Genomic DNA, 23,394 nt, shown 5'->3' on the forward strand with positions numbered 1-23,394 from the left:
TACAGCCCGCCGCGTCCCGGGGGCCCGCCACGGGAGGGAGAGCGGGCCGGGGAGGCGTGGACCGGGGCCCGCACCGCGCCGGCCGTCCGGGTCACCGGGCCCGCCGCGGCGGCCGGGGCCGCGGCGGGCCCGGCGGGCTGCGGGCGGTGGTTCAGCGGACCGGCCGGTCCACCCGCTCCAGCTTCTGCGCACCGGAACGGGTCCGGTAGGAGCGCAGCCACTCCGTGGAGGCGGAGCGGTCGGTCTTCTCGGATATGGCGTAGTAGTCCATCTGCGCCCGCTCGGCGGTGACGTCCAGGACGCCGTAGCCGTGCGAGTCCATGTCCACCCACTTCACATGGCGGTTGGCGGCGCGGACGGCGGCCGTCGCGACCAGGGAGGCGGTCTGCGGCGGCACGTTCAGGATGTCGTCGATGTTGTCCGAGGTCACCGAGGTCACCACGAACTCCGTGGCGGCGGTGGCCGAGAGGGGGTACGTGGCGGCCCTCACGGGGACGTCGTTGGCCCAGGCGGTGTGGATGTCACCGGTGAGGAAGACGGTGTTCTCGATGCCCGACTCCCGCAGATGGGTGAGGAGTTCGCGGCGGTCGTCGGTGTACCCGTCCCACTGGTCGACGTTGACGGCCAGGCCCTCGGCGGGCAGGCCGAGCAGCTTGCCGAGCGGGCCGAGCAGATACGCGGGGACGGAGCCGAAGGCCACCGGGGAGATCATCACCGAGGTGCCGACCAGCTTCCAGGCGGCGTCGGAGGACGCCAGCCCGCTCTTCAGCCAGTCGAGCTGCTTGCGGCCGGTGATGGTGCGGTCCGGGTCGTCCACCTCGCCGTTGCCGATGGAGCTCTGCTGCGAGCGGAACGAGCGCAGGTCCAGCAGGTGCAGATCGGCGAGCCGGCCGAAGCGCAGCCGGCGGTAGGTGGTGCCCGCGACGGAGGGGCGCACCGGCATCCACTCGAAGTACGCCTGCTTGGCGGCGGCCACGCGCCGCGCCCAGTCGCCCTCGGTGGCGGGGTCGTGGTTCTCGGCGCCACCGGACCAGGCGTCGTTGGCCACCTCGTGGTCGTCCCAGATGGCGATGACCGGGTGGGTGGCGTGCAGGTTCCGCAGGTCCTCGTCGGTCTTGTAGTTGCCGTGCCGGGCGCGGTAGTCGGCGAGGGTGAGGATCTCGTGGGTGGGGACGTGCGAGCGGATCACGCCGTCCGCTCCGGGGAAGCCGCCGCTGCCGTACTCGTAGATGTAGTCGCCGAGGTGGAGCACCGCGTCGAGGTCGGTGCGGGCGGCGAGGTGGCGGTACGCGGAGAACCAGCCGGCCTCCCAGTCGGCGCAGGAGACGACGCCGAAGCGGACGGCGGGGGCGGTGGCGTCGTGCGCGGCGGTGGTGCGGGTGCGGCCGGTGGGGGAGACCGTGCCGCCGGCGGTGAAGCGGTAGAAGTACTGCGTGGCCGGGCGCAGTCCGCGGACGTCGGCCTTGACGGTGTGGTCGGCCGCGGCGGTGGCCGTCGCGGTGCCGCGGGCGACGACCGAGGCGAACGAGCGGTCCTCGGCCACCTCCCAGCCGACCGGGGTGTCCGGCCCCCGGCCGGAGCCGGGTACGGCGTCGGCGGTGGGCGTGATGCGGGTCCACAGCAGGACACCGTCGGGGAGCGGGTCGCCGGAGGCGACGCCGTGCAGGAACGCGGGGGCGTTCCCGGCCGCCGCGGCGCGGTGGGCGCCGGTGAGCGGGATCATCGCGGCGCCCGCGCCGGCGGCCGCGGCCTTGACGACCGTGCGGCGGGAGTGGCCTGCGGGGCGGGGGGCGGTCTCGGTCTCTATAAGGTCCGTCACGGGCCGACAGATTACTGCCGGGTACGGCGAACGGGCAGACGTACGACGGAAATTCGCCTGCCCGTTGCCGTTCCGGCGGTGATTATTCCGCTGTGAGGGCCTTGTCGATGGCGGCCTTGAACTGGTCCGGGGCCATCGGGGTGTTCTCGGTGCCCTCGACGACGAGCTTCTCGCCGTTCATCTTGAGGGTCGGGGTGCCCTGGACATCGCTCTTGTCGAACTTCTTGTCCATCTCCAGGGCCCACTTGTCGAAGGTGCCGTCCTTGACGTCCTTCTCGAAGTCCGCGTTGCCCTTGAGCTCCTTGATCTCGCCGGCGACCTCCAGGAGGTAGGCGTCGTCGGCGAACTTGTCCTCGGACTCCTCCGGGTGGTTCTTCTGGGAGTACAGCGCGTGCTTGTAGTCCATGAAGGCCTGCGGGCTGACGTCCAGGGCGGCGCCCAGGGCGCTCAGGGCGTTCTTCGAGCCGGAGCCCTGGGCCATGTCGTCGATGAAGGTGGCCATGACGAACTCGGCCTTGTACTTGCCCTCCTCGACGTCCTGGATCAGGATCTCGCCGCTGCCCTGCTCGAAGGCGGCGCAGGCGGGGCAGCGCATGTCCTCGTAGACCTGGAGGGTCTTCTCCGCGCCCTTCTCACCGATGATCACATCGGTGCCCTTGGCGCCGGAGGTGTTGGCGGGCTTCACGAGCTTCTTGTCCTCGGCGGCGTCGTTCCACTCTTTCGAGCTCACCGTGCCGCTGCCGCCGCCGTCACCCAGCTGGGTGACGGCGAAGCCGATGCCGGCCGCGATGGCCAGGACGCCCACGATCGAGCCGCCGACGACGAGCTGGCGGCGGAGCTTGTCCTTCTTCGCCTGCCGCTCGCGCTCCTCGCGCAGCCGCTCGCGGGCGTTTCGCTTGGCTTCCTGGCTGTTGCGCTTGCTCATGGTGATTCCCTGCTCCGTGGTGTAAGGGGGTCGCGGTCGCTGTGCCGGGACGGGGCCCGGCGGCTGTCAGCGGACAGCCGCGACGGCGGGCGGTCCGCGCCGTACGACGGAGTACACCAGCATGGGGAGCCGGCCCGGTGCCACGGGGCGCCGCGGCCCGTGCGGCCCGCGGCGCGGCGCGGGACCGGCCGGGACGAGCGCGGCGACCGCGAGGAGCAGCGGCCGGAAGGCGAAGGCGGCCAGGGCCCGCAGCAGCCGGCCGAGCGCCGCCTCGCCGCGCCACAGCCAGACGGCGGCGGTCAGGCCCACCGCGGCGTGCGCGGCGAGCAGCAGCCAGGGGGTGGCCGGACCGCCGGGTACCGGCAGCGCGGCGGCGTCGCCCGGGGCCGTCATCCGCGCCAGGGGGGTGCCGAGGGTGCCGCCGCCGCAGAGCAGGTCGACGCCGAGCGAGCGGAGCGGGCCGGCCACGGGGCCGCCGCTCTCGCCGTAACAGGTGTGCTGGCCGGTGGTGAAGACCGTGTCCGCGGCCAGCTCCAGGGGGACGAGCAGCGCCGCGATGGACCAGAGGCCGCGCTCGCGGCCGGCCAGCGCGTACGCGATCAGGAAGACGCCGGCGGCGACCGCCGCCACCGGGCCGACGGGCAGCGGCGCCGCGGACAGGGCCACGTGCGCGGCCGTGGACAGCGTGAGGCAGAGCGCCGTGAACAGCGCCGCCCGCAGCGTCCTCAGCTGTGCTCCCGATACGTCCATCGCCGGAAAGTGTGCCACGGCCCCGGCTAAGCGGGACCTAAACCCGGGCTTCCGGCAGCCGGTCCGGAACCCGGCGGTCCGGGGGCGGACCGCACCCGTCCGGAGCGGGCCGCCGCCACCCGGTTCCGGCCGGCCGGGGACACGCCCGCGCCGCCGTTTCCCGTACCGTTCCGGAGGCTTCCGCTGCCCGCCCGGCCGGTCCCGGCGGGCAGCGGGAAACCCGTCCGGGGGAAGCCGGAAGAGGGCTCCCGGGTGCCCTCCGGCGTCACTCCCCGGGCATAGACTTCGGTGCTGTCGCCGCACGCGTTCCCCACGCGTCCCAGCCGTCACCGACCCTTGCCCGGAGGTCTTCCACCGTGACCAAGCCGCCCTTCACGCACCTGCACGTTCACACCCAGTACTCGCTGCTGGACGGTGCCGCGCGGCTCAAGGACATGTTCGCGGCCTGCCAGGACATGGGCATGTCGCACATCGCGATGACGGACCACGGCAACCTCCACGGGGCCTACGACTTCTACGACCAGGCCACCAAGGCCGGCATCACGCCGATCATCGGCATCGAGGCCTACGTGGCCCCCGAGTCGCGGCGGAACAAGCGGCGCATCACCTGGGGCCAGCCGCACCAGAAGCGGGACGACGTCTCCGGTTCCGGCGGTTACACCCACAAGACGATCTGGGCGAGCAACAAGACCGGTCTGCACAACCTCTTCCGGCTCTCCTCCGACGCCTACGCCGAGGGCTGGCTCACCAAGTGGCCCCGGATGGACAAGGAGGTCATCGCCGAGCACTCCGAGGGCCTGATCGCCTCCACCGGCTGCCCCTCCGGCGAGGTGCAGACCCGGATCCGGCTCGGCCACTTCGACGAGGCGCTCAAGGCCGCCGCCGACTACCAGGAGATCTTCGGCAAGGACCGCTACTTCCTGGAGCTGATGGACCACGGCCTGGAGCTGGAGAAGCGGGTCCGGGACGACCTCCTGCGGATCGGGAAGAAGCTCGGCATCCCGCCCCTCGTCACCAACGACTCGCACTACACGCACGCCGGCGAGGCCGACGCCCACGACGCCCTGCTCTGCATCCAGACCGGCAAGAACCTCTCCGACCCCGACCGCTTCCGGTTCGGCGGCTCCGGCTACTACCTCAAGTCCACCGACGAGATGTACGCCATCGACTCCTCGGACGCCTGGCAGGAGGGGTGCGCCAACACCCTGCTCGTCGCCGAGCAGATCGACACCACCGGCTGGTTCGAGAAGCGCGACCTGATGCCCCGGTTCGAGGTCCCCGAGGGCTACACCGAGGTGACCTGGTTCCGCGAGGAGGTCAAGCGGGGCATGGCCCGCCGCTACCCGGGCGGCGTCCCGGAGGACCGGCAGCGGCAGGCCGAGTACGAGATGGACGTCATCATCCAGATGGGGTTCCCCGGCTACTTCCTCGTCGTCGCCGACTTCATCATGTGGGCCAAGAACAACGGCATCGCCGTCGGCCCCGGCCGCGGCTCGGCGGCCGGCTCGATCGTCGCCTACGCCATGGGGATCACCGACCTCGACCCCATCGAACACGGCCTGATCTTCGAGCGGTTCCTCAACCCCGAGCGCGTCTCCATGCCCGATGTCGACATCGACTTCGACGAGCGCCGGCGCGGTGAGGTCATCCGGTACGTCACGGAGAAGTACGGCGCCGACAAGGTCTGCATGATCGGCACCTACGGCACCATCAAGGCCAAGAACGCCATCAAGGACTCCGCCCGGGTGCTCGGTTACCCGTACGCCATGGGCGACCGGCTCACCAAGGCCATGCCCGCCGACGTCCTCGGCAAGGGCATCCCGCTCTCCGGCATCACCGACCCCTCGCACCCCCGGTACAGCGAGGCCGGCGAGATCCGCGCGATGTACGAGAACGAGCCCGACGTCAAGAAGGTCATCGACACCGCGCGCGGCGTCGAGGGCCTGGTGCGGCAGATGGGCGTGCACGCGGCCGGCGTCATCATGTCCAGCGAGAAGATCACCGACCATGTCCCGGTCTGGGTCCGGCACACCGACGGCGTCACCATCACGCAGTGGGACTACCCCACCTGTGAGTCGTTGGGCCTGCTCAAGATGGACTTCCTGGGCCTGCGCAACCTCACGATCATGGACGACGCCGTCAAGCTGGTGAAGGCCAACAAGGGCATCGACATCACCCTGCTCGACCTCTCGCTCGACGACCCCAAGACCTTCGAGCTCCTCCAGCGCGGCGACACCCTCGGCGTCTTCCAGTTCGACGGCGGACCCATGCGCTCCCTGCTGCGCATGATGAAGCCGGACAACTTCGAGGACATCTCCGCCGTCTCGGCCCTCTACCGGCCCGGCCCGATGGGCATGAACAGCCACATCAACTACGCGCTGCGGAAGAACGGCCAGCAGGAGATCACGCCGATCCACCCGGAGCTGGAGGAGCCTCTCAAGGAGGTCCTCGACATCACCCACGGCCTCATCGTGTACCAGGAGCAGGTGCAGAAGGCCGCCCAGGTGCTCGCCGGCTACTCCCTCGGACAGGCCGACCTGCTCCGCCGCGCGATGGGCAAGAAGAAGAAGGAGGTCCTCGACGCGGAGTTCGTCAACTTCCAGAAGGGCGCCCGCGAGAAGGGCTTCTCCGACGAGGCCATCCAGGCCGTGTGGGACGTGCTGGTGCCCTTCGCCGGCTACGCCTTCAACAAGGCGCACTCCTCCGCGTACGGACTGGTCTCCTACTGGACCGCCTACCTCAAGGCCAACTACCCGGCCGAGTACATGGCGGCGCTGCTCACCTCGGTCCGCGACGACAAGGACAAGTCGGCGATCTACCTCAACGAGTGCCGCAGGATGGGCATCAAGGTCCTCCCGCCGGACGTCAATGAGTCGGACGCCAACTTCACCCCGCGCGGTGACAGCACGATCGTCTTCGGCCTGACCGCCGTCCGCAACGTCGGGCAGAACGTCGTGGACTCGATCGTGCGCTGCCGCAAGTCCAAGGGGAAGTACGCCTCCTTCCCGGACTTCCTGGACAAGGTGGAGGCGGTGGTCTGCAACAAGCGGACCGTCGAATCCCTGATCAAGGCCGGTGCCTTCGACGAGCTGGGCCACACCCGCAAGGGCCTGACGGCGCACTACGAGTCGATGATCGACAACGTGGTGCAGGTCAAGCGGAAGGAGGCCGAGGGGCAGTTCGACCTCTTCGGCGGCATGGGGGAGGACGACGGGGACGACACCCCGGGCTTCGGGCTCGACGTCGAGTTCTCCGACATCGAGTGGGACAAGGCGTACCTCCTCGCGCAGGAGCGGGAGATGCTCGGCCTCTACGTCTCCGACCACCCGCTCTTCGGCATCGAGCACGTCCTCAGCGAGAAGGCGGACGCGTCGATCTCCCAGCTGACCGGCGGGGACTACTCCGACGGCACCATCGTCACCATCGGCGGCATCATCTCGGGCCTCCAGCGGAAGATGACCAAGCAGGGCAACGCCTGGGCCATCGCCACCGTCGAGGACCTGGCCGGCTCCCTCGACTGCATGTTCTTCCCGGCCACCTACCAGCTGGTGTCCACCCAGCTCGTGGAGGACGCCGTGGTGTTCGTCAAGGGCCGGCTCGACAAGCGGGAGGACGTGCCCCGGCTGGTCGCCATGGAGATGATGGTCCCCGATCTCTCGGAGGCCTCCGCCAACGGGCCCGTGACGATCACCATTCCGACGGTGCGGGTCACTCCGCCGCTGGTCGAGAAGCTCGGTGAGGTGCTCACCCAGCACCGCGGGTCCACCGAGGTGCGGATCAAGCTCCAGGGCGCCCGGAAGACCACCGTCCTCCGGCTCGACCGGCACCGGGTCACCGCCGACCCCGCCCTCTTCGGGGATCTCAAGGTGCTGCTCGGGCCGTCCTGCCTGGCCGGCTGAGGCACCGCCCGGGGCTTCCCGCTCCCGCCCCGCCGCCGGGACCGTACGCCGAAGGGGGCGCGCCCGTGGGACCGGGGCGCGCCCCCTGTGCGCCGGAGGGCGCCGTCAGTTGTGCCCGAAGCGCCGCTGGTGCTTCTTCGAGACGTTCCGCGAGGATTCCGGGGACTCGGCTCGCATCCGCTCCTGCGCTTCCATGGAACCGCCCTTGTCCTGTTCCCCGCCGCTCCCGGCGGCGGAGCGGACCTGCTGCTTGCGGTCCCGGTTCTTGTTCTTCGCCATGGTGGTGCCTCCTCCCGGCGCTCCGGCCGGCGGCCCGGCGGGGGACGGGAGCGCCGTCGCCCTCACTGTGACATGCCCCGGCAAAGGCCGCATGTCGGACAATTACCGGCGGTGAGCGGCGAGATCGGGGCCCGGCGGCACCGACGCGCCACGCCGGTGATCCAGTTCGGCAGATAACCCCCGGGCGGTCGGGCAGACTCGGGGGATACCCGAAAGAAAACCGTTCCGGGGGGCGGCGGATCAGGAAAGAGGGTGGACCGTGGAGCGCTGCGTCGTCCTGGTGGACGCCGGTTACCTGCTGGGGGCCGCCGCGAGTCTGCTCGCCGGAGAGCCCGCCCGGTCCCGTATCAGCGTGGACCACGCCGCCCTCATCCAGGCCCTGCGGGAGCGCGCCGAGGCCGACACGGAACGCCAGTTGCTCCGCATCTACTGGTTCGACGGCGCCCCCGACCGCGTACCCCAGCCCGAGCACCGGCGGCTGCGCGTCATGCCGCGGGTCACCGTCCGGCTCGGCGCGCTGACCCGGAGTGACGGCCGCTGGGCGCAGAAGGGCGTCGACGCGGCGATGCACGCCGAGCTCACCGAACTCGCCCGCAACCGCGCCTGCTCCGACATCGTCCTCGTCACCGGCGACGGCGATCTGCTGCCGGGGCTGATGTCCGCCAAGGAGCACGGCGTCGCCGTCCACCTCTGGGCCGTGCAGGCCGCCGACGGCGACTACAACCAGTCCGAGGACCTGGTCGCGGAGGCCGACGAACGCCGGGTCCTGGACCGCACCTGGATCACCCGGGCCGTCCGCGCCAGGGACGCCGGCACCGCCTGCCCGCCGCAGCCCGAGTCCCGGCCGGAGATCGCGGCGATCCTCTCCGCGCCGCTGCCCGAGTCCGACGGTGACGGGCCGCGCGGGAGCCGGGTCGGAGCACCGCGCAACGGCGCTCCGGCCGCCCTGGGCACCCCCGCCCCCGCACCCGGCGAACCCGCCGCCGCCCCGGACGGCACGGAGGACGGCGCCCCCGCGGAGCGCAACGGGCGGCCCGCCGGGAGCGACGGCCCCGCCGACGGCGCGGCCAGAGGCGTGCCGACCCCCAAGGACCTCGCCGGCCTCGGCCGCGGCCCCGCCGCCCCCGCCGGGCCGCCCGCACCGGTCCCCGCCGCCACCCTGCGCTGGTCCTCCGACCGCGGCTGGATCGACCGCGGCGGCGGCCCCGCCGACCCCCCGGAGAGCGCGGCCCTGCCCACTCTCGCCCAGCTCACCAGCCCGGAACAGCGCTGGGCCGACCGGGAGGAGGACATCACGGCCGTCAGCGGCGACCCCTTCGAGGTCGGCCAGGTCTTCGCCCGCCGCTGGAAGGACCGGCTGCCCTCCCCGGCCCCCCTGAAGCAGCTGACCGCCGACTACCCGCGCATCCCGCACCGCATCGACGGCGAACTGCTGCGGTACGCCGCCCGCTTCGGGCTGCTGGCCCACAAGGACGACCAGATCGACGAGCGCGACCGCTACGCGATCCGCGCCGGCTTCTGGCGCGAGGCCGGCGCCCCGGCCGCCGCCGAGCCCTCCCCGGCCGCGGACTGAGCGGCACGGGCGCGTACTCTCGTTGACCGTGAGCACGGGCACAGCACAGGCGGCACACGGCGCCGGCGGCGCGGCGGCGGCCGCCGCGCCGGTCTGCTCGGTGCGCGGCCTGGTCAAGACCTATCCGGCCGCCCGCGCCCGCCGCGGCGCCCCGGCCCACCCGGCCGTCCGGGCCAGCGACGGCATCGACCTGACGGTGCGGCGCGGCGAGATCTTCGGCCTGCTGGGACCCAACGGCGCCGGCAAGTCCACCCTCGTCCGCCAGCTCACCGGGCTCATGCGCCCCGACGCGGGCGAGGTCCGGGTGCTCGGCCACGACCTCGTACGCCATCCCGAGCGCGCCGCCCGGCTCATCGGCTACCTCGGGCAGGAGTCCACGGCGCTCGACGAGCTGACGGTCGCCCTGGCCGCCGAGACCACCGGGCGGCTGCGCGGCCTGGACCGGCGCACGGCCCGTGCCGAGCGGGACGCCGTCCTCGACGAACTCGGCCTCGCCGCCCTCGCCGGCAAGCCGCTGAGCCGGCTCTCCGGCGGCCAGCGGCGGCTCGCCTGCTTCGCCGCCGCGCTCGTCGGCGACCGTCCGCTGCTCGTCCTCGACGAGCCCACCACCGGCATGGACCCGGTGGCGCGCCGCGCCGTCTGGGCGGCGGTGGACCGGCGCCGCGCCGAGCGGGGGGCGACCGTCCTGCTGGTGACGCACAACGTCCTGGAGGCCGAGACGGTGCTCCACCGGGTGGCGGTGCTGGAGCGCGGCCGGGTCATCGCCTGCGACACCCCGGCCGGGCTCAAGGCGCTGGTGGACGGCGAGGTGCGGCTGGAGCTGGTGTGGCGGGACCGGCCGCCGCTGAACGTTCCCGAGGTCGCCGCCGTACGGAAGGCCGCGACGGAAACCGGGCGGCACTGGACGCTGCGGCTGACGCAGGAACGGGCCCGGGCGCTGGTCGCCGCCGTCACCGGCGGTCCGGCGTTCGCGGCGCTCGACGATTTCACGCTGGCCACCCCGAGCCTGGAGGATGTCTATCTCGCGCTCGGCGGAAACGGCACGGAAGGGCTGGTGAAGGGGTGACCGGCGGTACACGCAGGGCCACAGCGGACGGGAGCGGCAGGACGTGAGCGCCGTGTCCGCGCGGGCGGTGCCCGGCGCGGCCCCCGCAGCGGCCGGACCGGCCGGACCGGCCGGATCGGCCGCCCCCGGAGCGGAGCCCGCGCCGCTCGCGCCCCGCGCGCGGCTGCTGCCCGCGCTGGCCGCCGTCTACCGGGCGCAGCTCTCGCGCGCCCGGGTGGCCCGGATCCCCCTGCTGTTCGTGGCGACCTTCCAGTCGCTGGGGATCATGGTGCTGATGCGCGGCATCGTCCACAGCGGCGAGGAGGCGCGGGCCGTGGTGGCCGGGTCGAGCGTGCTGGTCGTCGCCTTCGTCGGGCTCAACCTGCTCGCCCAGTACTTCGGGCGGCTGCGGGCCGGCGGCGGGCTGGACCACTACGCGACGCTGCCGGTGCCGCCCGCGGCCGTGGTGCTGGGCGCCGCCGGGGCGTACGCCTCGTTCACGGTGCCCGGCACGGTCTTCGTCGCCGTGGCCGGCAGTGTGATGTTCCAGCTCCCGATGGGCCAGCTCTGGGTCCTCGGCGCGGTGATCCCGCTGGCCGGTGCCGCCCTGGCCGGCCTGGGGGCCGCGCTCGGGCTGCTGGCGCCCCGGCAGGAGATCGCCACGCTGCTGGGGCAGCTGGGCATGTCCGCGGCGCTGCTGCTGGGCGTCCTGCCGGCGTCGCGGCTGCCGGAACCGGTCGCCTGGGCGCGCGATCTGCTGCCCTCCACCTACGGTGTGGAGGCGCTCGCCCGGGCCTTCCAGACCCGCCCCGACTGGGCCGCCCTGGGGCTCGATCTCGCCGTCTGCGCCGCGGTGGGCGTGGTCTCGCTGGCCGCGGCGACCTGGGCCTACCGGAGGGCGGCGCTGCGGTGAGCCGCCCCGACGGCCCTCCTGCGGAGGGAGGACGGTACGGCACCTGGCACGATGGCGGGGTGACCGCACCGCTGACACCGCCGCCCCACGGCCGTTCCCCCGATGACCCCGTGCCGCAGCCTTCCCTCGGCGCCCCGCCGTCCGCGGCCCTGGAGCCCGGCGAGCTGCGCCGGGCCGTACTCGTGGGGCTCGCCGTCACCGTCACCGGAGTGCTGCTGGGGCTGGCCTGGCTGTGGCTGGCGCCGCGCGTGCCGCTGGTCTCCGACGGCAAGGCCGTCTATCTGGAGAACACCGAGGGCGAGCACGCGGTCGGCGCGGACGGGACCTTCGTCCTGCTGGGCCTGGCCCTCGGCGCGGTCTGGGCGCTGCTGGTCTTCCTGCTCTTCCGGCGCGGCGGCGTGCCGCTGGTGGCCGCCCTGGCGGTCGGCGGGCTGCTCGGTTCGCTGATCGCCTGGCGGCTCGGCGTCGCCCTCGGGCCGACCACGGACGTCGTCGCGCACGCCCGCGAGGTGGGCAAGGGCGTCACCTTCGACGGGCCGTTGCAGCTGCGGGCGAAGGGCGCGCTGCTGGCCTGGCCGACCGCCGCCATGCTGGTCCATCTGGCGCTGACCGGCTTGTTCGGGCCGCGCGACCCGGAACCGGTGCTGCCGCCGCTCTGAGCGGGGGAGGGCCCGGAGGGGGCCGGCACCGGGGCACCCGGCCTCAGGGCCGGGCGATCGGGGCCAGGACGGCGCCGGTGAGTCCGGCGAGGTCCGCCGGGGCCAGCTCCACCTCCAGGCCGCGGCGGCCCGCCGAGACGCAGATCGTGGCGTGCTCCGCGGCCGAGGCGTCGAGCACGGTGGGCAGCCGGCGCCGCTGGCCCAGCGGGGAGATACCGCCGCGGACGTAGCCGGTGGCCCGCTCCGCCGCCGCCGGGTCGGCCATCGCCGCCCGCTTCCCGCCCGCCGCCGCGGCCAGGGCCTTGAGGTCCAGCGAGCCGGAGACCGGGACCACGGCGACCGTCAGCGCCCCGTCCACCTCGGCGAGCAGCGTCTTGAAGACCCGGGCCGGCTCCACCCCCATGGCCTCGGCCGCCTCCGCGCCGTAGGAGGCCGCGGCCGGATCGTGCGCGTAGGAGTGCACCGTGAAGTCGGTGCCGGCCTCGGTGAGGGCGACCGTGGCGGGTGTGCCCCCGGAACCGGCCGCCGCTCCGCCCCGTCGCTGCTTCTTCTTCGCCACGTCTCCGTGCCTCCGCCCGTGCCGCCGGCCCGTCCGCCGGGGCCCGTCTAGTTCTGGCTCATCGGCTGCCGGGTCAGGTCGACCGCGGGCAGCGAGGGGATGCTACGGATCACCGCGCTCTCCGCGCGAAGGAGTTTCAGCTCGGCCGCGAGCCGGGACACGGTGTCCGGCGCCTCCAGCAGCCGCTGCTTCGCCGGGGTGTCGAGCACCGCCGCCGCGGCGACCAGGTACGACAGCACCGACGGCTCCCCGGGCAGCTCCTGCTCGCCCGCCAGCGACCGCTCGCTCGCCCCGGCCAGCCGCTTCTGGTACGTACGGAACGCCCGGACCACCCCGGAGGCCAGCGCGCCCGCGCCCTCCCCCTGCACCTCCGGGAGTTCCTCGCACTCGCCGGTCAGAAACGGGCCGGAGGCGTCGACCGAGTGCAGCCGGACCCGGGTCGTCCCGGTGGCCAGCACCTCGTAGCCGCCGTCCTCCTTCTCGCGGATCGTGGCCGCGTCGGCCACACAGCCCACGGAGTGGAAGGCGGCCAGCGGGTCACCGCCGAAGCCCGCGCCGGGGCCGCGCTCGGGCAGCGCGGTGGCGTCCGGCAGGCCCGGGACGGAGGGGGCCGTCTCGTGACCGTCGCGGATGGCGACGACGACGAAGCGCCGCGGGGCGTCCTCGTCCAGTTTCAGCAGGTCGCGCATGAGGGCCCGGTACCGCTGCTCGAAGACGTTGAGCGGCAGGACGAGGCCCGGGAAGAGCACCGTGTTCAGCGGGAAGAGCGGAAGGCGCGCGATGGTCACAACGGGCAAGCCTACTGGCCGGGCGGCACCACCCGGTGGCCGCGCCGCCACAGGGGCATGCCGGCGGCCACCTGGAGCCGGGTGCCGTCGCGCATCTCCAGGAGCTGGCCCAGCGGGTCGTCGGAGACGGCCGTCCACGGGAAGGCCGTGGCGTGCGGGCCGATGAGCCGGAACTGGTCCAGGGCCTCCTCCCAGCGGCCGCGGAGGACCAGCAGCAGGGCGAGGACGTTGCGGACCTCGGCGGGCCACGGGTCGCCGGGCGCGTACCGGGCGGACATGCCGATGGCGAGTTCGACGGCGGCGTCGATCCGGCCCGGGGAGGCGATGTCCGCCAGGTCCTCGAACTCCGTGCGGGCGAGACGAGACCGGGCGGTGCCCCCGGCCGGGGGCCCGGCCGCCGGGCCGGCGTGGCCGAGGAGGGCACGGGCCGGGAGGGCCTGCAGCAGGGAGCCGGGGAGCGCGGCCTCGGCGGCCCGCTCGGCGAAGTAGAAGCAGGCGTCGTGGCGGCGGGCGCCGAGAAGGACGTCGCCCTCCTCGGGTTCCGTCTCCTCCGCACCGGCGGCGCCCGCCCGCCCCGCACCGTCCGCGCCGTGCGGCCCTCCGCCGTCCCCCGGGCCCGAGGAGCGGCATCGGGCGGTCAGATAGCGCAGGGCCGCCACATGGCAGCCGCTGTGGTGCGGGGAGCGGGCGACCGCCTCGGACCAGATGCCGGCGAACTCGGAGTGCGGGAGGCCGAGTCCGCGCGCCCGGTCCAGGGCGATCCGCCAGGGCACCGGGTCGTGCGGCGCGGCCCCGGCGGCGGCGCGGACGAGCGGGGCCGCGGCGTGCAGCCATTCCTCGCGGTCCGCGCGCGGCCGGGCGCGGCGCACGGCGAGCGCGGCGCGGAGCAGGGCGAGGTCGGGGTCGCCGGGCGCGGCCTCGGCCTGCCAGCGGCCGAACCAGTCGGGACGGGACTGCGCGAAGCGCGCCAGGACGTCGGTGCAGCGGTCGCGGTACTCCCACTCGGCGTCGTCCCGGGTGGCGGCGAACAGGGCGGCGGCGGGGCGGTGGTCGCCCGCCCCGGCGGCGGTGAGCACGCCGGAGAGCCGTTCGTCGGGCGCGTCGAGCACCACCTCGTGGTCGGGAACGAGGCCGGCGGCGAGACGGGAGGTATGGCGGATCATGCGCGCAGTGGTCGCCAGCGCGCGGAAATAGACCATGGTTCCATTGAAAAGCGCAGGTCGTAGCTGTTCCAGCAGTTTCCGGTGACGCTTCGGTATCGGAATTTCGGTTGCCTGGGGAACAGTCAACAAGCGGTAAAAAAACGGGAGTTCGCCGCCCGGTGACGCGGCGGGCGCACCCGGGGGCCGGGCCGCCCCGTTCCCCGGCGGCCGGTCAGTTGCGCCGCAGGAGGCGCGACGCCCCGGCCGCGACGGTGGTGGCGAGGACCCAGCCGAGCAGGATCATGACCACCGACGCCCACTGGTGGAAGCCCGTCATCCGCCAGGACGTGTCCTGGCCCAGGTTGATGACCGGCAGCAGCAGGTCGAGGGCGTAGATCCAGGGGTCCCAGTGCGGGGCGCCCTCGTCGCTGACGGCCGGCGGCTTGATCCGGGAGAACAGCAGCGCGCCGGCCGCCCACAGGAAGGCCATCCACACCGCCGCGCGGCCCGGCCGGTACCCGTACGCCACCGTCCAGTCCTGCAGGAAGCCCCACAGCTTCCCGGCCACCGGCAGGGTTTCGCGGCGCCGCCGCTGCTTGGCGAGCAGCACCTCGCGGGCGTGGGCGTCCTCACCGCTCGCCCGCAGCGCGTTCGACAACTGCTCGTACGGTTCGGGGGCGTACTCCGGGGTGGCGGCCGCGACCCACTCCAGCCGCATCGCCAGCGGGAACCGGCCGCGCGGGATCAGGCACTCGTAGCCGAATCCGGCCATCGACAGGCCGCCCGGCCCGGGCCAGCTCGACGCCTGGTCCACCAGATTGACCACCTTGGCACCCGACAGTGTCACCCGGCCGCGGTGCGGGCGCTCGCACAGGAAGCGCAGCTCCGGCGTCTGGATGCGCCGCATGGACAGCTCCTGGTCGGCCTCCATGACGAAGCGGGCCTGCTCGAAGTCGACGGCGTCCCCGAAGCGCCCGTCGTCCAGCCGGACCCCGCCCACGCATTCGAAGCGCTGCACGCGCATACCGCTCCCGGGCGTGTTGACGACCCCGTACGGCGGTGTGGTGCCGGTGGCGAACGGCGAGCCGCTGAGCCCGGCGGCGGTCAGATAGAGCGTGCGTTCCACGGTGAGCTGCGGCGCGTTGAGCGCCCGCCGCCCGTGCGGATTGCGCAGCTTGCTGCCGCGCAGGCTGAGCGAGACCCCGATCTGCGCGCCGCGCAGGCTCAGCTCGCCGTGCGACTCGATCAGCTCGGCCTGGAGGTCCTGGCCGACGGAGATCCCGTCGGCGACGATCGAGCGGCCCCGGCGGTCGCGCTCCACGGTGAGCTGGTTGAGCAGCAGATCGGTGCCGATCTGGGCGTCGGTGAGGCGGATGCCGTGGGGCACGGTGCAGCGCGGCAGATGCAGATCGCCCTCCGTCTGCAGCCGCGCGCCCTCCAGCCGCGGTATCCGGCAGCCCACCAGCCGCAGCGTGGTGAATCGGGCCTCCGGCAGCAGGATCTCCCGCTCGAAACGGCAGCCGTGCATCTCCACATACGGATCGACGGTGCCGCCGGCCAGGTCCAGGGTGCCCGTGACGTAGGCACCGTTCAGCTTCAGCGCGGTGACCCGGCCCGGCTGCGGCGGCGGACCGTCGAGGAGTAACAGCGCCAGGACGCGGGCGCGCACCGTGCGGTCGGGGCCCCAGCGGTGCTGCCCGTCCGGATCGTCGTGGAGCGGGTTGCGGCTGCGCAGATCGTGCGTGCTGCCGTTGCGGAACGCCTGCCACATCCCCCATTCCGCGGGGGTCAGTTCAAGAGATGCCGGCGGCTCGCCGTCCCCTGGCACGGTCACTCGCGCGTCCTCCTAAGTCGTGCACGGCCGTCCCGGCCCGTACAGGTGTCCCATGCCCGCTGGGTAACCGTATGAAAGCCGATGGTCACGAGTGACTGCGGGGTCCCGTATCAGCGATTGATACGGGTGCCCGGCCCGCGTGCCGGGTCTGAGACACTTGACCGCGTGATCTCCCGAATCGATCTGCGCGGCGACGCCCTCCCCGAGGGGGCGGCCCTGCGCGACCTGCTGCCACGAGCCGAGTTCGACGTCGAGGCCGCCCTGGAGAAGGTGCGGCCCCTCTGCGACGACGTGCGCCATCGGGGCTCGGCGGCGGTGCTCGACCTCAACCGGCGGTTCGACGGTGTCACGCCCGACCGGACCCGCGTCCCCGCCGAGGCCCTCACCCGGGCCCTGGAGGAGCTGGACCCGGCCGTCCGCGCCGCGCTGGAGGAGTCGATCCGCCGCGCCCGGCTCGTCCACCGCGACCAGCGCCGCACCGACCACACCACCCAGGTCGTGCCGGGCGGCACCGTCACCGAGCGCTGGGTGCCCGTGGAGCGCGTCGGCCTGTACGTTCCGGGCGGCCTCGCCGTCTACCCGTCATCCGTAGTGATGAATGTGGTGCCCGCGCAGGAGGCCGGCGTCGAGGGCATCGCCGTCAGCTCTCCGCCGCAGGCGGCCTTCGGCGGTCTGCCGCACCCGACGATCCTCGCCGCCTGCGCCCTGCTGGGCGTGACGGAGGTGCACGCCGCGGGCGGCGCCCAGGCCATCGCCATGTTCGCGTACGGCACCGACGAGTGCCTGCCGGTGAATCTCGTCACCGGCCCCGGCAACATCTACGTCGCCGCGGCCAAGCGGCTGCTCAAGGGCCGGATCGGCATCGACGCCGAGGCCGGGCCGACCGAGATCGCCGTCCTCGCCGACGCCGGGGCCGACCCGGTGCACGTCGCCGCCGACCTGATCAGCCAGGCCGAGCACGACACCCTCGCCGCCTCCGTCCTCGTCACCGACTCCCCGGAGCTGGCCGGGGCCGTGGAGACGGAGCTGAAGACCCAGGTCGCCGCGACGAAGCACGTGGAGCGGGTCACCGCGGCGCTGGCCGGCCGGCAGTCCGCCATCGTGCTCGTCGACGGCATGGACGAGGGCCTGCGCGTGGTCGACGCCTACGCCGCCGAGCACCTGGAGATCCAGACGGCCGACGCGGCGGCCCTCGCCGCCCGGGTCCGCAACGCGGGCGCGATCTTCGTCGGCCCGTACGCCCCGGTCTCGCTCGGCGACTACAGCGCCGGCTCCAACCACGTCCTGCCCACCGGCGGCTGCGCCTGCCACTCCTCGGGGCTCTCGGTGCAGTCCTTCCTGCGCGGCATCCACGTCGTGGACTACAGCCGCGAGGCGCTCGCGGACGTCGCCCACCACGTGGTCACCCTCGCCGAGGCCGAGGACCTGCCGGCGCACGGGGCCGCGATCACGGCCCGTTTCCCCGGGGCGCGGACGGACGGACGGGCGGACGGAGGGTCCGGGAGCACGTGAGCGCGAACACCCCGGCACCCTGGGACGCCCTGCCCATCCGGGAGGAACTGCGCGGCCAGTCCGCCTACGGCGCCCCGCAGCTCGACGTCCCCGTCCGGCTGAACACCAACGAGAACCCGTACCCGCTGCCCGAGGCGATCGTGCGGCGGATCGCCGAGCGCGTCACCGAGGCGGCCCGCACCCTCAACCGCTACCCGGACCGGGACGCCGTCGAGCTCCGCACCGAACTGGCGACGTACCTCACCCGCACCTGCGGGCACGAGGTCACCACCGGCCAGGTGTGGGCGGCCAACGGCTCCAACGAGGTGCTGCAGCAGCTGCTGCAGGCCTTCGGCGGCCCCGGGCGCACCGCCATCGGCTTCGAACCCTCCTACTCGATGCACGCCCTCATCGCGCGCGGCACCGGCACCGGCTGGATCTCCGGCCCCCGCCACGCCGACTTCCGCATCGACGTGGAGAAGGCCCGCGCGGCCATCGCCGAGCACCGCCCCGACATCGTCTTCATCACCTCCCCGAACAACCCCACCGGCACCGCCGTCGAGGCGGAGACCGTCCTCGCCCTGTACGAGGCGGCGCAGGAGGCCAAGCCCTCGCTGGTCGTCGTCGACGAGGCGTACGGCGAGTTCAGCCACCGGCCCTCGCTGCTGCCGCTGATCGAGGGCCGGCCGCTGCTGGTGATCAGCCGCACCATGTCCAAGGCCTTCGGCGCGGCCGGGCTCCGGCTCGGCTATCTCGCCGCCGACCCGGCCGTCGTCGGCGCCGTCCAGCTCGTACGGCTGCCCTACCACCTCTCGGCCGTCACCCAGGCCACCGCGCTCGCGGCGCTGGAACACACCGACACCCTGCTCGGTTACGTGGAGCAGCTGAAGTCGGAACGGGACCGCCTGGTCACGGAGTTGCGCGCACTCGGCTGCGAGGTGACCGACTCGGACGCCAACTTCGTCCAGTTCGGCCGCTTCGAGGACGCCCACAAGACCTGGCGGGCGCTGCTGGAGCAGGGCGTCCTGGTCCGCGACAACGGCGTGCCCGGATGGCTGCGCGTCACCGCCGGCACCCCGGCCGAGAACGACGCCTTCCTCGACGCGGTACGCGCCGTGCTGCACCGCCCGGGGAACGCACCGGACCCCCGGCCGGACCCCCCGAGCACCGGGAACCCCACCAAGGAGACGAACCGATGACCCGCGTGGGCCGCGTGGAGCGCACCACCAAGGAGACCAGCGTCCTCGTCGAGATCGACCTGGACGGCACCGGCAAGGCCGATGTCTCGACCGGCGTCGGCTTCTACGACCACATGCTCGACCAGCTCGGCCGGCACGGCCTCTTCGACCTCACGGTGAAGACCGAGGGCGATCTGCACATCGACAGCCACCACACCATCGAGGACACCGCGCTGGCGCTCGGCGCCGCCTTCAGGAAGGCCCTCGGCGACAAGGTCGGCATCTACCGCTTCGGCAACTGCACCGTCCCGCTGGACGAGTCGCTCGCCCAGGTCACCGTCGACCTCTCCGGCCGCCCCTACCTCGTGCACACCGAGCCCGAGAAGATGGCGCCGATGATCGGCGAGTACGACACCACGATGACCCGGCACATCCTGGAGTCCTTCGTGGCCCAGGCGCAGATCGCCCTGCACGTCCACGTGCCCTACGGGCGCAACGCGCACCACATCGTGGAATGCCAGTTCAAGGCCCTCGCCCGCGCGCTGCGCTACGCCAGCGAGCGCGACCCGCGCGCCGCCGGCATCCTGCCGTCCACCAAGGGCGCGCTGTGACGGGGCTGTCCACCGTCCTGATCGTCGTGGGGCTCTTCCTGCTCGGCGGGGTGATCTCCTTCGCCCGGCAGGGGCTGCCCAGGGGCGTCATCGTGCTGCTGGCGATCAGTTCGGCGATGTGCCTGGCGGCGGGCATCATGCGGCTGGAGGGAGTATGGGAATGACCGGCACCACTGACCCGGGCGGCACGGGCGCCGCCGGAAGCGCCGGCACCGGCACCGGCACCGGCAAGAAGGTCGTCGTCTTCGACTACGGCTTCGGCAACGTCCGCTCCGCGGAGCGCGCCCTCGCCCGGGCCGGCGCCGACGTCGAGATCACCCGCGACTACGACCGTGCCATGAACGCCGACGGGCTGCTCGTCCCCGGCGTCGGCGCCTTCGCCGCCTGCATGCAGGGGCTCAAGGAGGCACGCGGCGACTGGGTCGTCGGCCGCCGGCTGGCCGGCGGGCGTCCCGTCCTGGGCATCTGCGTCGGGATGCAGATCCTCTTCGCCCGCGGCATCGAGCACGGCGTCGAGACCGAAGGGCTGGACGAGTGGCCGGGCACCGTCGGCCCGCTGCGCGCCCCCGTCGTCCCGCACATGGGCTGGAACACCGTGAAGGCGGCCGAGGGTTCGCAGGCCTTCGCCGGGCTGGACGAGGACACCCGCTTCTACTTCGTCCACTCCTACGCGGTCGGCCAGTGGGACTTCGAGGCCGGCAACGCCTCCATCCGCCCGCCGAAGGTCAGCTGGACCACGCACGGCGAGCCGTTCGTGGCCGCCGTGGAGAACGGCCCGCTGTGGGCCACCCAGTTCCACCCGGAGAAGTCCGGCGACGCCGGTGCCCAGCTGCTGCGCAACTGGGTCGACACCCTCTGACACCCTCTGACGGCACCGCGCGGCGGCCGGCACCGGCGGCCCCGCCCGGGCCGGCCCGTCCCCCTCCCGTCCACCGCCCGCCCCGACACCGAAGGCACGCCACGCCATGACCACGCACCGCCTCGAACTCCTCCCGGCCGTCGACGTCCGCGACGGCCAGGCCGTCCGCCTCGTCCACGGCGAGTCCGGCTCCGAGACGTCCTACGGCGACCCGCTCTCCGCCGCCCTCGCCTGGCAGAAGGCGGGCGCGGAGTGGCTGCACCTGGTGGACCTCGACGCGGCCTTCGGCACCGGCGACAACCGCGCGAAGATCGCCGAGGTCGCCCGCTCCATGGACATCAAGGTCGAGCTGTCCGGCGGCATCCGCGACGACGCCACCCTGGCCGCCGCCCTCGCCACCGGCTGCACCCGCGTCAACCTCGGCACCGCCGCCCTGGAGACCCCCGAGTGGGTCGCCCGGGTCATCGCCGAGCACGGCGACCGGATCGCCGTCGGCCTCGACGTCCGCGGCACCACCCTCCGCGGCCGCGGCTGGACCCGTGACGGCGGCGACCTCTACGAGACCCTGGCCCGGCTCGACTCCGAGGGCTGCGCCCGCTACGTCGTCACCGACATCGCCAAGGACGGCACCCTCCAGGGCCCCAACCTGGAGCTGCTGCGGAACGTCTGCGCCGCCACCGACAAGCCCGTCGTGGCCTCCGGGGGCGTCTCCTCCCTGGACGACCTGCGGGCCATCGCGGCCCTGGTGCCGGAGGGCGTCGAGGGTGCCATCGTGGGCAAGGCCCTCTACGCCAAGGCGTTCACCCTGGAGGAAGCGCTCGCCGCGGTGTCCTGAGCGGTGACCGGCCGCGGCCCCGCACCGCCGCGGCCGGCCCGCGCCGCCCCCGTCCGTCGTCCCGTCCGCCATGCCGTCCCGCAGCTTCGAGGAGCAGGAACCGATGCCGATGCCCGGAACCGGACCGTCCGACGCCGTCCCGTCCATACAGCGCGTGCAGACCGACAGCCCCTGGGAGGAGTCGATCGGTTTCGCGCGGGCCGTCGCGGCGGGGGACCGGGTGCTGGTCTCCGGCACCATGCCCCTCGTCGGGGGAGACCTGATGGGCGAGGGTGACCCCTACGAGCAGGCGCGGACGGCCTTCCGCAACGCGCTGGACGCGCTCGCGCGGTTCGGCCTCGGCGCCGGGGCCGTGATCCGCACCCGCATGTACCTGACCCACGCCCGCGACGTGGAGGCCGTCGGCCGCGCCCACCAGGAGATCTTCGGCGCCGTGCGCCCGGCCGCGACCCTGGTCGTGGTCTCCGGCTTCGTCGACTCCCGGGTGCTGGTCGAGGTGGAGCTGGAGGCGTTCCGCGGCGACGACCGCTCCGCGCCCGCCGCCCCCGCGCGGACGTCCCCGCAGACGCCCGCGTAGACGTCGCGCGGACGTCCGCGCAGACCTCCCGCACACAGACCGACAACGAAGAGGAGACCGAGCGACATGACCCTGGCGGTCCGAGTCATCCCCTGCCTGGACGTGGACGGCGGCCGGGTCGTGAAGGGCGTCAACTTCCAGAACCTGCGCGACGCGGGCGACCCCGTCGAGATGGCCAAGCTGTACGACGCCGAGGGCGCCGACGAGCTGACCTTCCTCGACATCACCGCCTCCTCGGGCGACCGGGAGACCACCTACGACGTGGTGCGGCGCACCGCCGAGCAGGTCTTCATCCCGCTCACCGTCGGCGGCGGCGTCCGCTCCACGGAGGACGTCGACAAGCTGCTGCGCGCCGGGGCGGACAAGGTCGGCGTCAACACCGCGGCCATCGCCCGCCCCGACCTGATCCGCGAGATCTCCGAGCGCTTCGGCAGCCAGGTGCTGGTCCTCTCCGTCGACGCCCGCCGCTGCCCGGAGGGCACCACCACGGCCTCCGGCTACGAGGTCACCACCCACGGCGGGCGGCGCGGAACGGGCATCGACGCCGTCGAGTGGGCCCACCGCGCGGCCGGGCTGGGCGCCGGGGAGATCCTGCTCAACTCGATGGACGCCGACGGCACCAAGGACGGCTACGACACCGAGATGATCAAGGCGGTGCGGGCCGAGGTCACCATCCCCGTGATCGCCTCCGGCGGCGCGGGCAGGCTGTCCGACTTCGCCCCGGCGGTCACCGCGGGTGCGGACGCGGTCCTCGCCGCCTCGGTCTTCCACTTCGGCGACCTCCGCATCGGCGAGGTCAAGCGAGCCCTGCGCGAGGCCGGCCACCCGGTCCGCTGAGCGGGCGGCCGTCCGGGCGCGGCCCTGTCCGCACGGACGGGGAGAGGGGACGTTCGCCCGGCTGAAACCGGCGGCGGCGCCCTCAGGGCAACACCTCACGGCGGCGGCTGCCCCAGAGGCCGATGGGGGCATGTCCGGCGCCAGCCTGTGGCCGCCGTCCAGAGCGCCGGCCATGGGCCCTCCGCGGGTCAGCTCCCCGATCCGCCCCCGAAGGTGATGCCGCCGTGGAAGTCGCGTCCCTGGACGAGAGGCCCGCCGATCCGCGCGTTTCCGCTCACCGTGTTGCCCGAGGGCCCGGCATCCGCCTCCGGAACGCCCAGCGCGGTGCGGTGGTGCTGCACCCAGGCGGCGAGCAGCGCCGCGAGCTCGCCGTCCTCCTCGGCGCGGGAGACAAGGATCTCCGCGTACCGCCGGAAGTCCTCCGGCCCGGCGCCCGTGAGATCCGGAACGGAATCCGGCGGTGCTCCGGGAAGTTCCCGCTCCCGGTGGAACGCCCGGCGGACCAGGCTCGAGAGCTGCTCCAGGGCTTGGCGGGCCGCCTCACTGCCCACCTGCGCGCCGGCCGCGGTCATCACCGACATCAGTGCCACCGCCGAAACGGTCTCCATGGCTTCCCCCCGTTGTTCCCCCGGTCCGTGGATGTCTCACGGTAGCCGTATATGCCCGGAATCGGTACACGGCCGCCGGCGGCCGCCGCCCGGAAACCTCCGGCCGAAACGTGCCGTGCAAGGTTTGTCCAAGCCCCGGGCAAGCCTTTCGTCCGCCGCGCCGGGCAGACCGCTCGCGACAAGGACCGGACACGCGTCAAGACGACGGGGGGC

At 73.5% G+C, this 23,394-nt stretch carries 22 protein-coding genes; 13 read left to right on the forward strand and 9 right to left on the reverse strand.

The features are described from left to right. Positions 1 to 151: 151 nt before the first annotated feature. From LIX60_RS24765 to LIX60_RS24775, 3 genes are all read right to left on the reverse strand, one after another. Positions 152 to 1,819, reverse strand: coding sequence for an alkaline phosphatase (locus tag LIX60_RS24765; RefSeq protein ID WP_227960711.1), 1,668 nt, complete (start codon positions 1,817 to 1,819; stop codon positions 152 to 154). 82 nt (positions 1,820 to 1,901) lie between these two features. Continuing rightward, complete coding sequence (locus LIX60_RS24770; RefSeq protein WP_227960713.1) at positions 1,902 to 2,744, reverse strand: thioredoxin domain-containing protein; 843 nt, start codon at positions 2,742 to 2,744, stop codon at positions 1,902 to 1,904. Between the two features lie 66 nt (positions 2,745 to 2,810). Beyond that, the gene (locus LIX60_RS24775; RefSeq protein WP_227960715.1) at positions 2,811 to 3,494 is read right to left on the reverse strand and encodes a hypothetical protein; all 684 of its coding nucleotides are present in this window, start codon (positions 3,492 to 3,494) and stop codon (positions 2,811 to 2,813) included. 356 nt (positions 3,495 to 3,850) lie between these two features. Between LIX60_RS24775 and dnaE the strand changes: the two genes are divergently transcribed. Then, the gene (dnaE, locus tag LIX60_RS24780; RefSeq protein ID WP_227960718.1) at positions 3,851 to 7,393 is read left to right on the forward strand and encodes a DNA polymerase III subunit alpha; all 3,543 of its coding nucleotides are present in this window, start codon (positions 3,851 to 3,853) and stop codon (positions 7,391 to 7,393) included. A gap of 105 nt (positions 7,394 to 7,498) precedes the next feature. Here the strand turns inward: dnaE and LIX60_RS24785 are convergent, their stop codons facing one another. Then, positions 7,499 to 7,672, reverse strand: a complete 174-nt coding sequence (locus LIX60_RS24785) for a hypothetical protein (protein WP_227960720.1) — start codon at positions 7,670 to 7,672, stop codon at positions 7,499 to 7,501. Positions 7,673 to 7,931: 259 nt separating this feature from the next. On the opposite strand from LIX60_RS24785, the gene LIX60_RS24790 reads away from it, so the two are divergent. The 4 genes from LIX60_RS24790 to LIX60_RS24805 are packed head-to-tail and all read left to right on the forward strand — an operon-like array spanning position 7,932 to position 11,862. Then, a complete protein-coding gene (locus tag LIX60_RS24790; protein WP_227960722.1) occupies positions 7,932 to 9,245 on the forward strand; it encodes an NYN domain-containing protein in 1,314 nt (437 codons plus the stop codon). 28 nt (positions 9,246 to 9,273) lie between these two features. Beyond that, on the forward strand, positions 9,274 to 10,311 hold the full coding sequence (locus LIX60_RS24795; RefSeq protein ID WP_374117912.1) for an ABC transporter ATP-binding protein: 1,038 nt from the start codon (positions 9,274 to 9,276) through the stop codon (positions 10,309 to 10,311). 43 nt (positions 10,312 to 10,354) lie between these two features. Next, positions 10,355 to 11,203, forward strand: a complete 849-nt coding sequence (locus LIX60_RS24800; RefSeq protein WP_227960724.1) for an ABC transporter permease — start codon at positions 10,355 to 10,357, stop codon at positions 11,201 to 11,203. 59 nt (positions 11,204 to 11,262) lie between these two features. Beyond that, entirely contained in the window at positions 11,263 to 11,862 is a 600-nt protein-coding gene (locus LIX60_RS24805; RefSeq protein ID WP_374117913.1) for an ABC transporter permease, read from the forward strand. Between the two features lie 43 nt (positions 11,863 to 11,905). Here LIX60_RS24805 and ybaK read toward each other — a convergent pair whose 3' ends face one another. The 4 genes from ybaK to LIX60_RS24825 form a co-directional block, all read right to left on the reverse strand. Then, positions 11,906 to 12,421 (reverse strand): Cys-tRNA(Pro) deacylase, encoded by a 516-nt coding sequence (ybaK, locus tag LIX60_RS24810; RefSeq protein ID WP_227960727.1) that lies wholly within the window; start codon positions 12,419 to 12,421, stop codon positions 11,906 to 11,908. Positions 12,422 to 12,468: 47 nt separating this feature from the next. Next, positions 12,469 to 13,209 (reverse strand): LON peptidase substrate-binding domain-containing protein, encoded by a 741-nt coding sequence (locus LIX60_RS24815; protein ID WP_227960729.1) that lies wholly within the window; start codon positions 13,207 to 13,209, stop codon positions 12,469 to 12,471. An 11-nt stretch (positions 13,210 to 13,220) separates the two neighbouring features. Next, positions 13,221 to 14,408 carry a hypothetical protein gene (locus LIX60_RS24820; protein ID WP_227960731.1) on the reverse strand — a complete coding sequence of 396 codons (1,188 nt, stop codon included), beginning with the start codon at positions 14,406 to 14,408 and terminating at the stop codon, positions 13,221 to 13,223. A gap of 175 nt (positions 14,409 to 14,583) precedes the next feature. Next, complete coding sequence (locus LIX60_RS24825; RefSeq protein WP_227960733.1) at positions 14,584 to 16,185, reverse strand: oxidoreductase; 1,602 nt, start codon at positions 16,183 to 16,185, stop codon at positions 14,584 to 14,586. A 165-nt stretch (positions 16,186 to 16,350) separates the two neighbouring features. Here LIX60_RS24825 and hisD point away from each other — a divergent pair, with 165 nt between their 5' ends. The 8 genes from hisD (at position 16,351) to hisF (ending at position 22,573) form a co-directional block, all read left to right on the forward strand. Continuing rightward, positions 16,351 to 17,697 carry a histidinol dehydrogenase gene (gene hisD / locus LIX60_RS24830; protein WP_227960735.1) on the forward strand — a complete coding sequence of 449 codons (1,347 nt, stop codon included), beginning with the start codon at positions 16,351 to 16,353 and terminating at the stop codon, positions 17,695 to 17,697. Further along, positions 17,694 to 18,875: a histidinol-phosphate transaminase gene (locus LIX60_RS24835; protein ID WP_227960737.1), complete on the forward strand. Its 1,182-nt coding sequence runs from the start codon at positions 17,694 to 17,696 to the stop codon at positions 18,873 to 18,875. Before hisD ends, LIX60_RS24835 begins: the two co-directional genes overlap by 4 nt. Further along, positions 18,872 to 19,465, forward strand: a complete 594-nt coding sequence (gene hisB / locus LIX60_RS24840; protein ID WP_227960740.1) for an imidazoleglycerol-phosphate dehydratase HisB — start codon at positions 18,872 to 18,874, stop codon at positions 19,463 to 19,465. Before LIX60_RS24835 ends, hisB begins: the two co-directional genes overlap by 4 nt. Continuing rightward, positions 19,462 to 19,629, forward strand: a complete 168-nt coding sequence (locus LIX60_RS24845; protein ID WP_227960742.1) for a hypothetical protein — start codon at positions 19,462 to 19,464, stop codon at positions 19,627 to 19,629. Before hisB ends, LIX60_RS24845 begins: the two co-directional genes overlap by 4 nt. Next, complete coding sequence (gene hisH, locus LIX60_RS24850; protein ID WP_227960744.1) at positions 19,626 to 20,324, forward strand: imidazole glycerol phosphate synthase subunit HisH; 699 nt, start codon at positions 19,626 to 19,628, stop codon at positions 20,322 to 20,324. The genes LIX60_RS24845 and hisH overlap by 4 nt, the downstream gene beginning before the upstream one ends. 106 nt (positions 20,325 to 20,430) lie before the next feature. Further along, entirely contained in the window at positions 20,431 to 21,159 is a 729-nt protein-coding gene (gene priA, locus LIX60_RS24855) for a bifunctional 1-(5-phosphoribosyl)-5-((5-phosphoribosylamino)methylideneamino)imidazole-4-carboxamide isomerase/phosphoribosylanthranilate isomerase PriA (RefSeq protein ID WP_019709495.1), read from the forward strand. Positions 21,160 to 21,262: 103 nt separating this feature from the next. Then, the gene (locus tag LIX60_RS24860; RefSeq protein WP_227960746.1) at positions 21,263 to 21,736 is read left to right on the forward strand and encodes a RidA family protein; all 474 of its coding nucleotides are present in this window, start codon (positions 21,263 to 21,265) and stop codon (positions 21,734 to 21,736) included. Between the two features lie 66 nt (positions 21,737 to 21,802). After that, complete coding sequence (gene hisF, locus LIX60_RS24865) at positions 21,803 to 22,573, forward strand: imidazole glycerol phosphate synthase subunit HisF (RefSeq protein ID WP_227960748.1); 771 nt, start codon at positions 21,803 to 21,805, stop codon at positions 22,571 to 22,573. Between the two features lie 188 nt (positions 22,574 to 22,761). On the opposite strand, the gene LIX60_RS24870 is transcribed toward hisF, so the two are convergent. Continuing rightward, on the reverse strand, positions 22,762 to 23,181 hold the full coding sequence (locus LIX60_RS24870; RefSeq protein ID WP_227960750.1) for a hypothetical protein: 420 nt from the start codon (positions 23,179 to 23,181) through the stop codon (positions 22,762 to 22,764). Between the last annotated feature and the right edge of the window lie 213 nt (positions 23,182 to 23,394).

It is taken from the genome of Streptomyces sp. S07_1.15, from assembly GCF_020739505.1.
In the GTDB taxonomy this organism is placed as follows: domain Bacteria; phylum Actinomycetota; class Actinomycetes; order Streptomycetales; family Streptomycetaceae; genus Streptomyces; species Streptomyces xinghaiensis.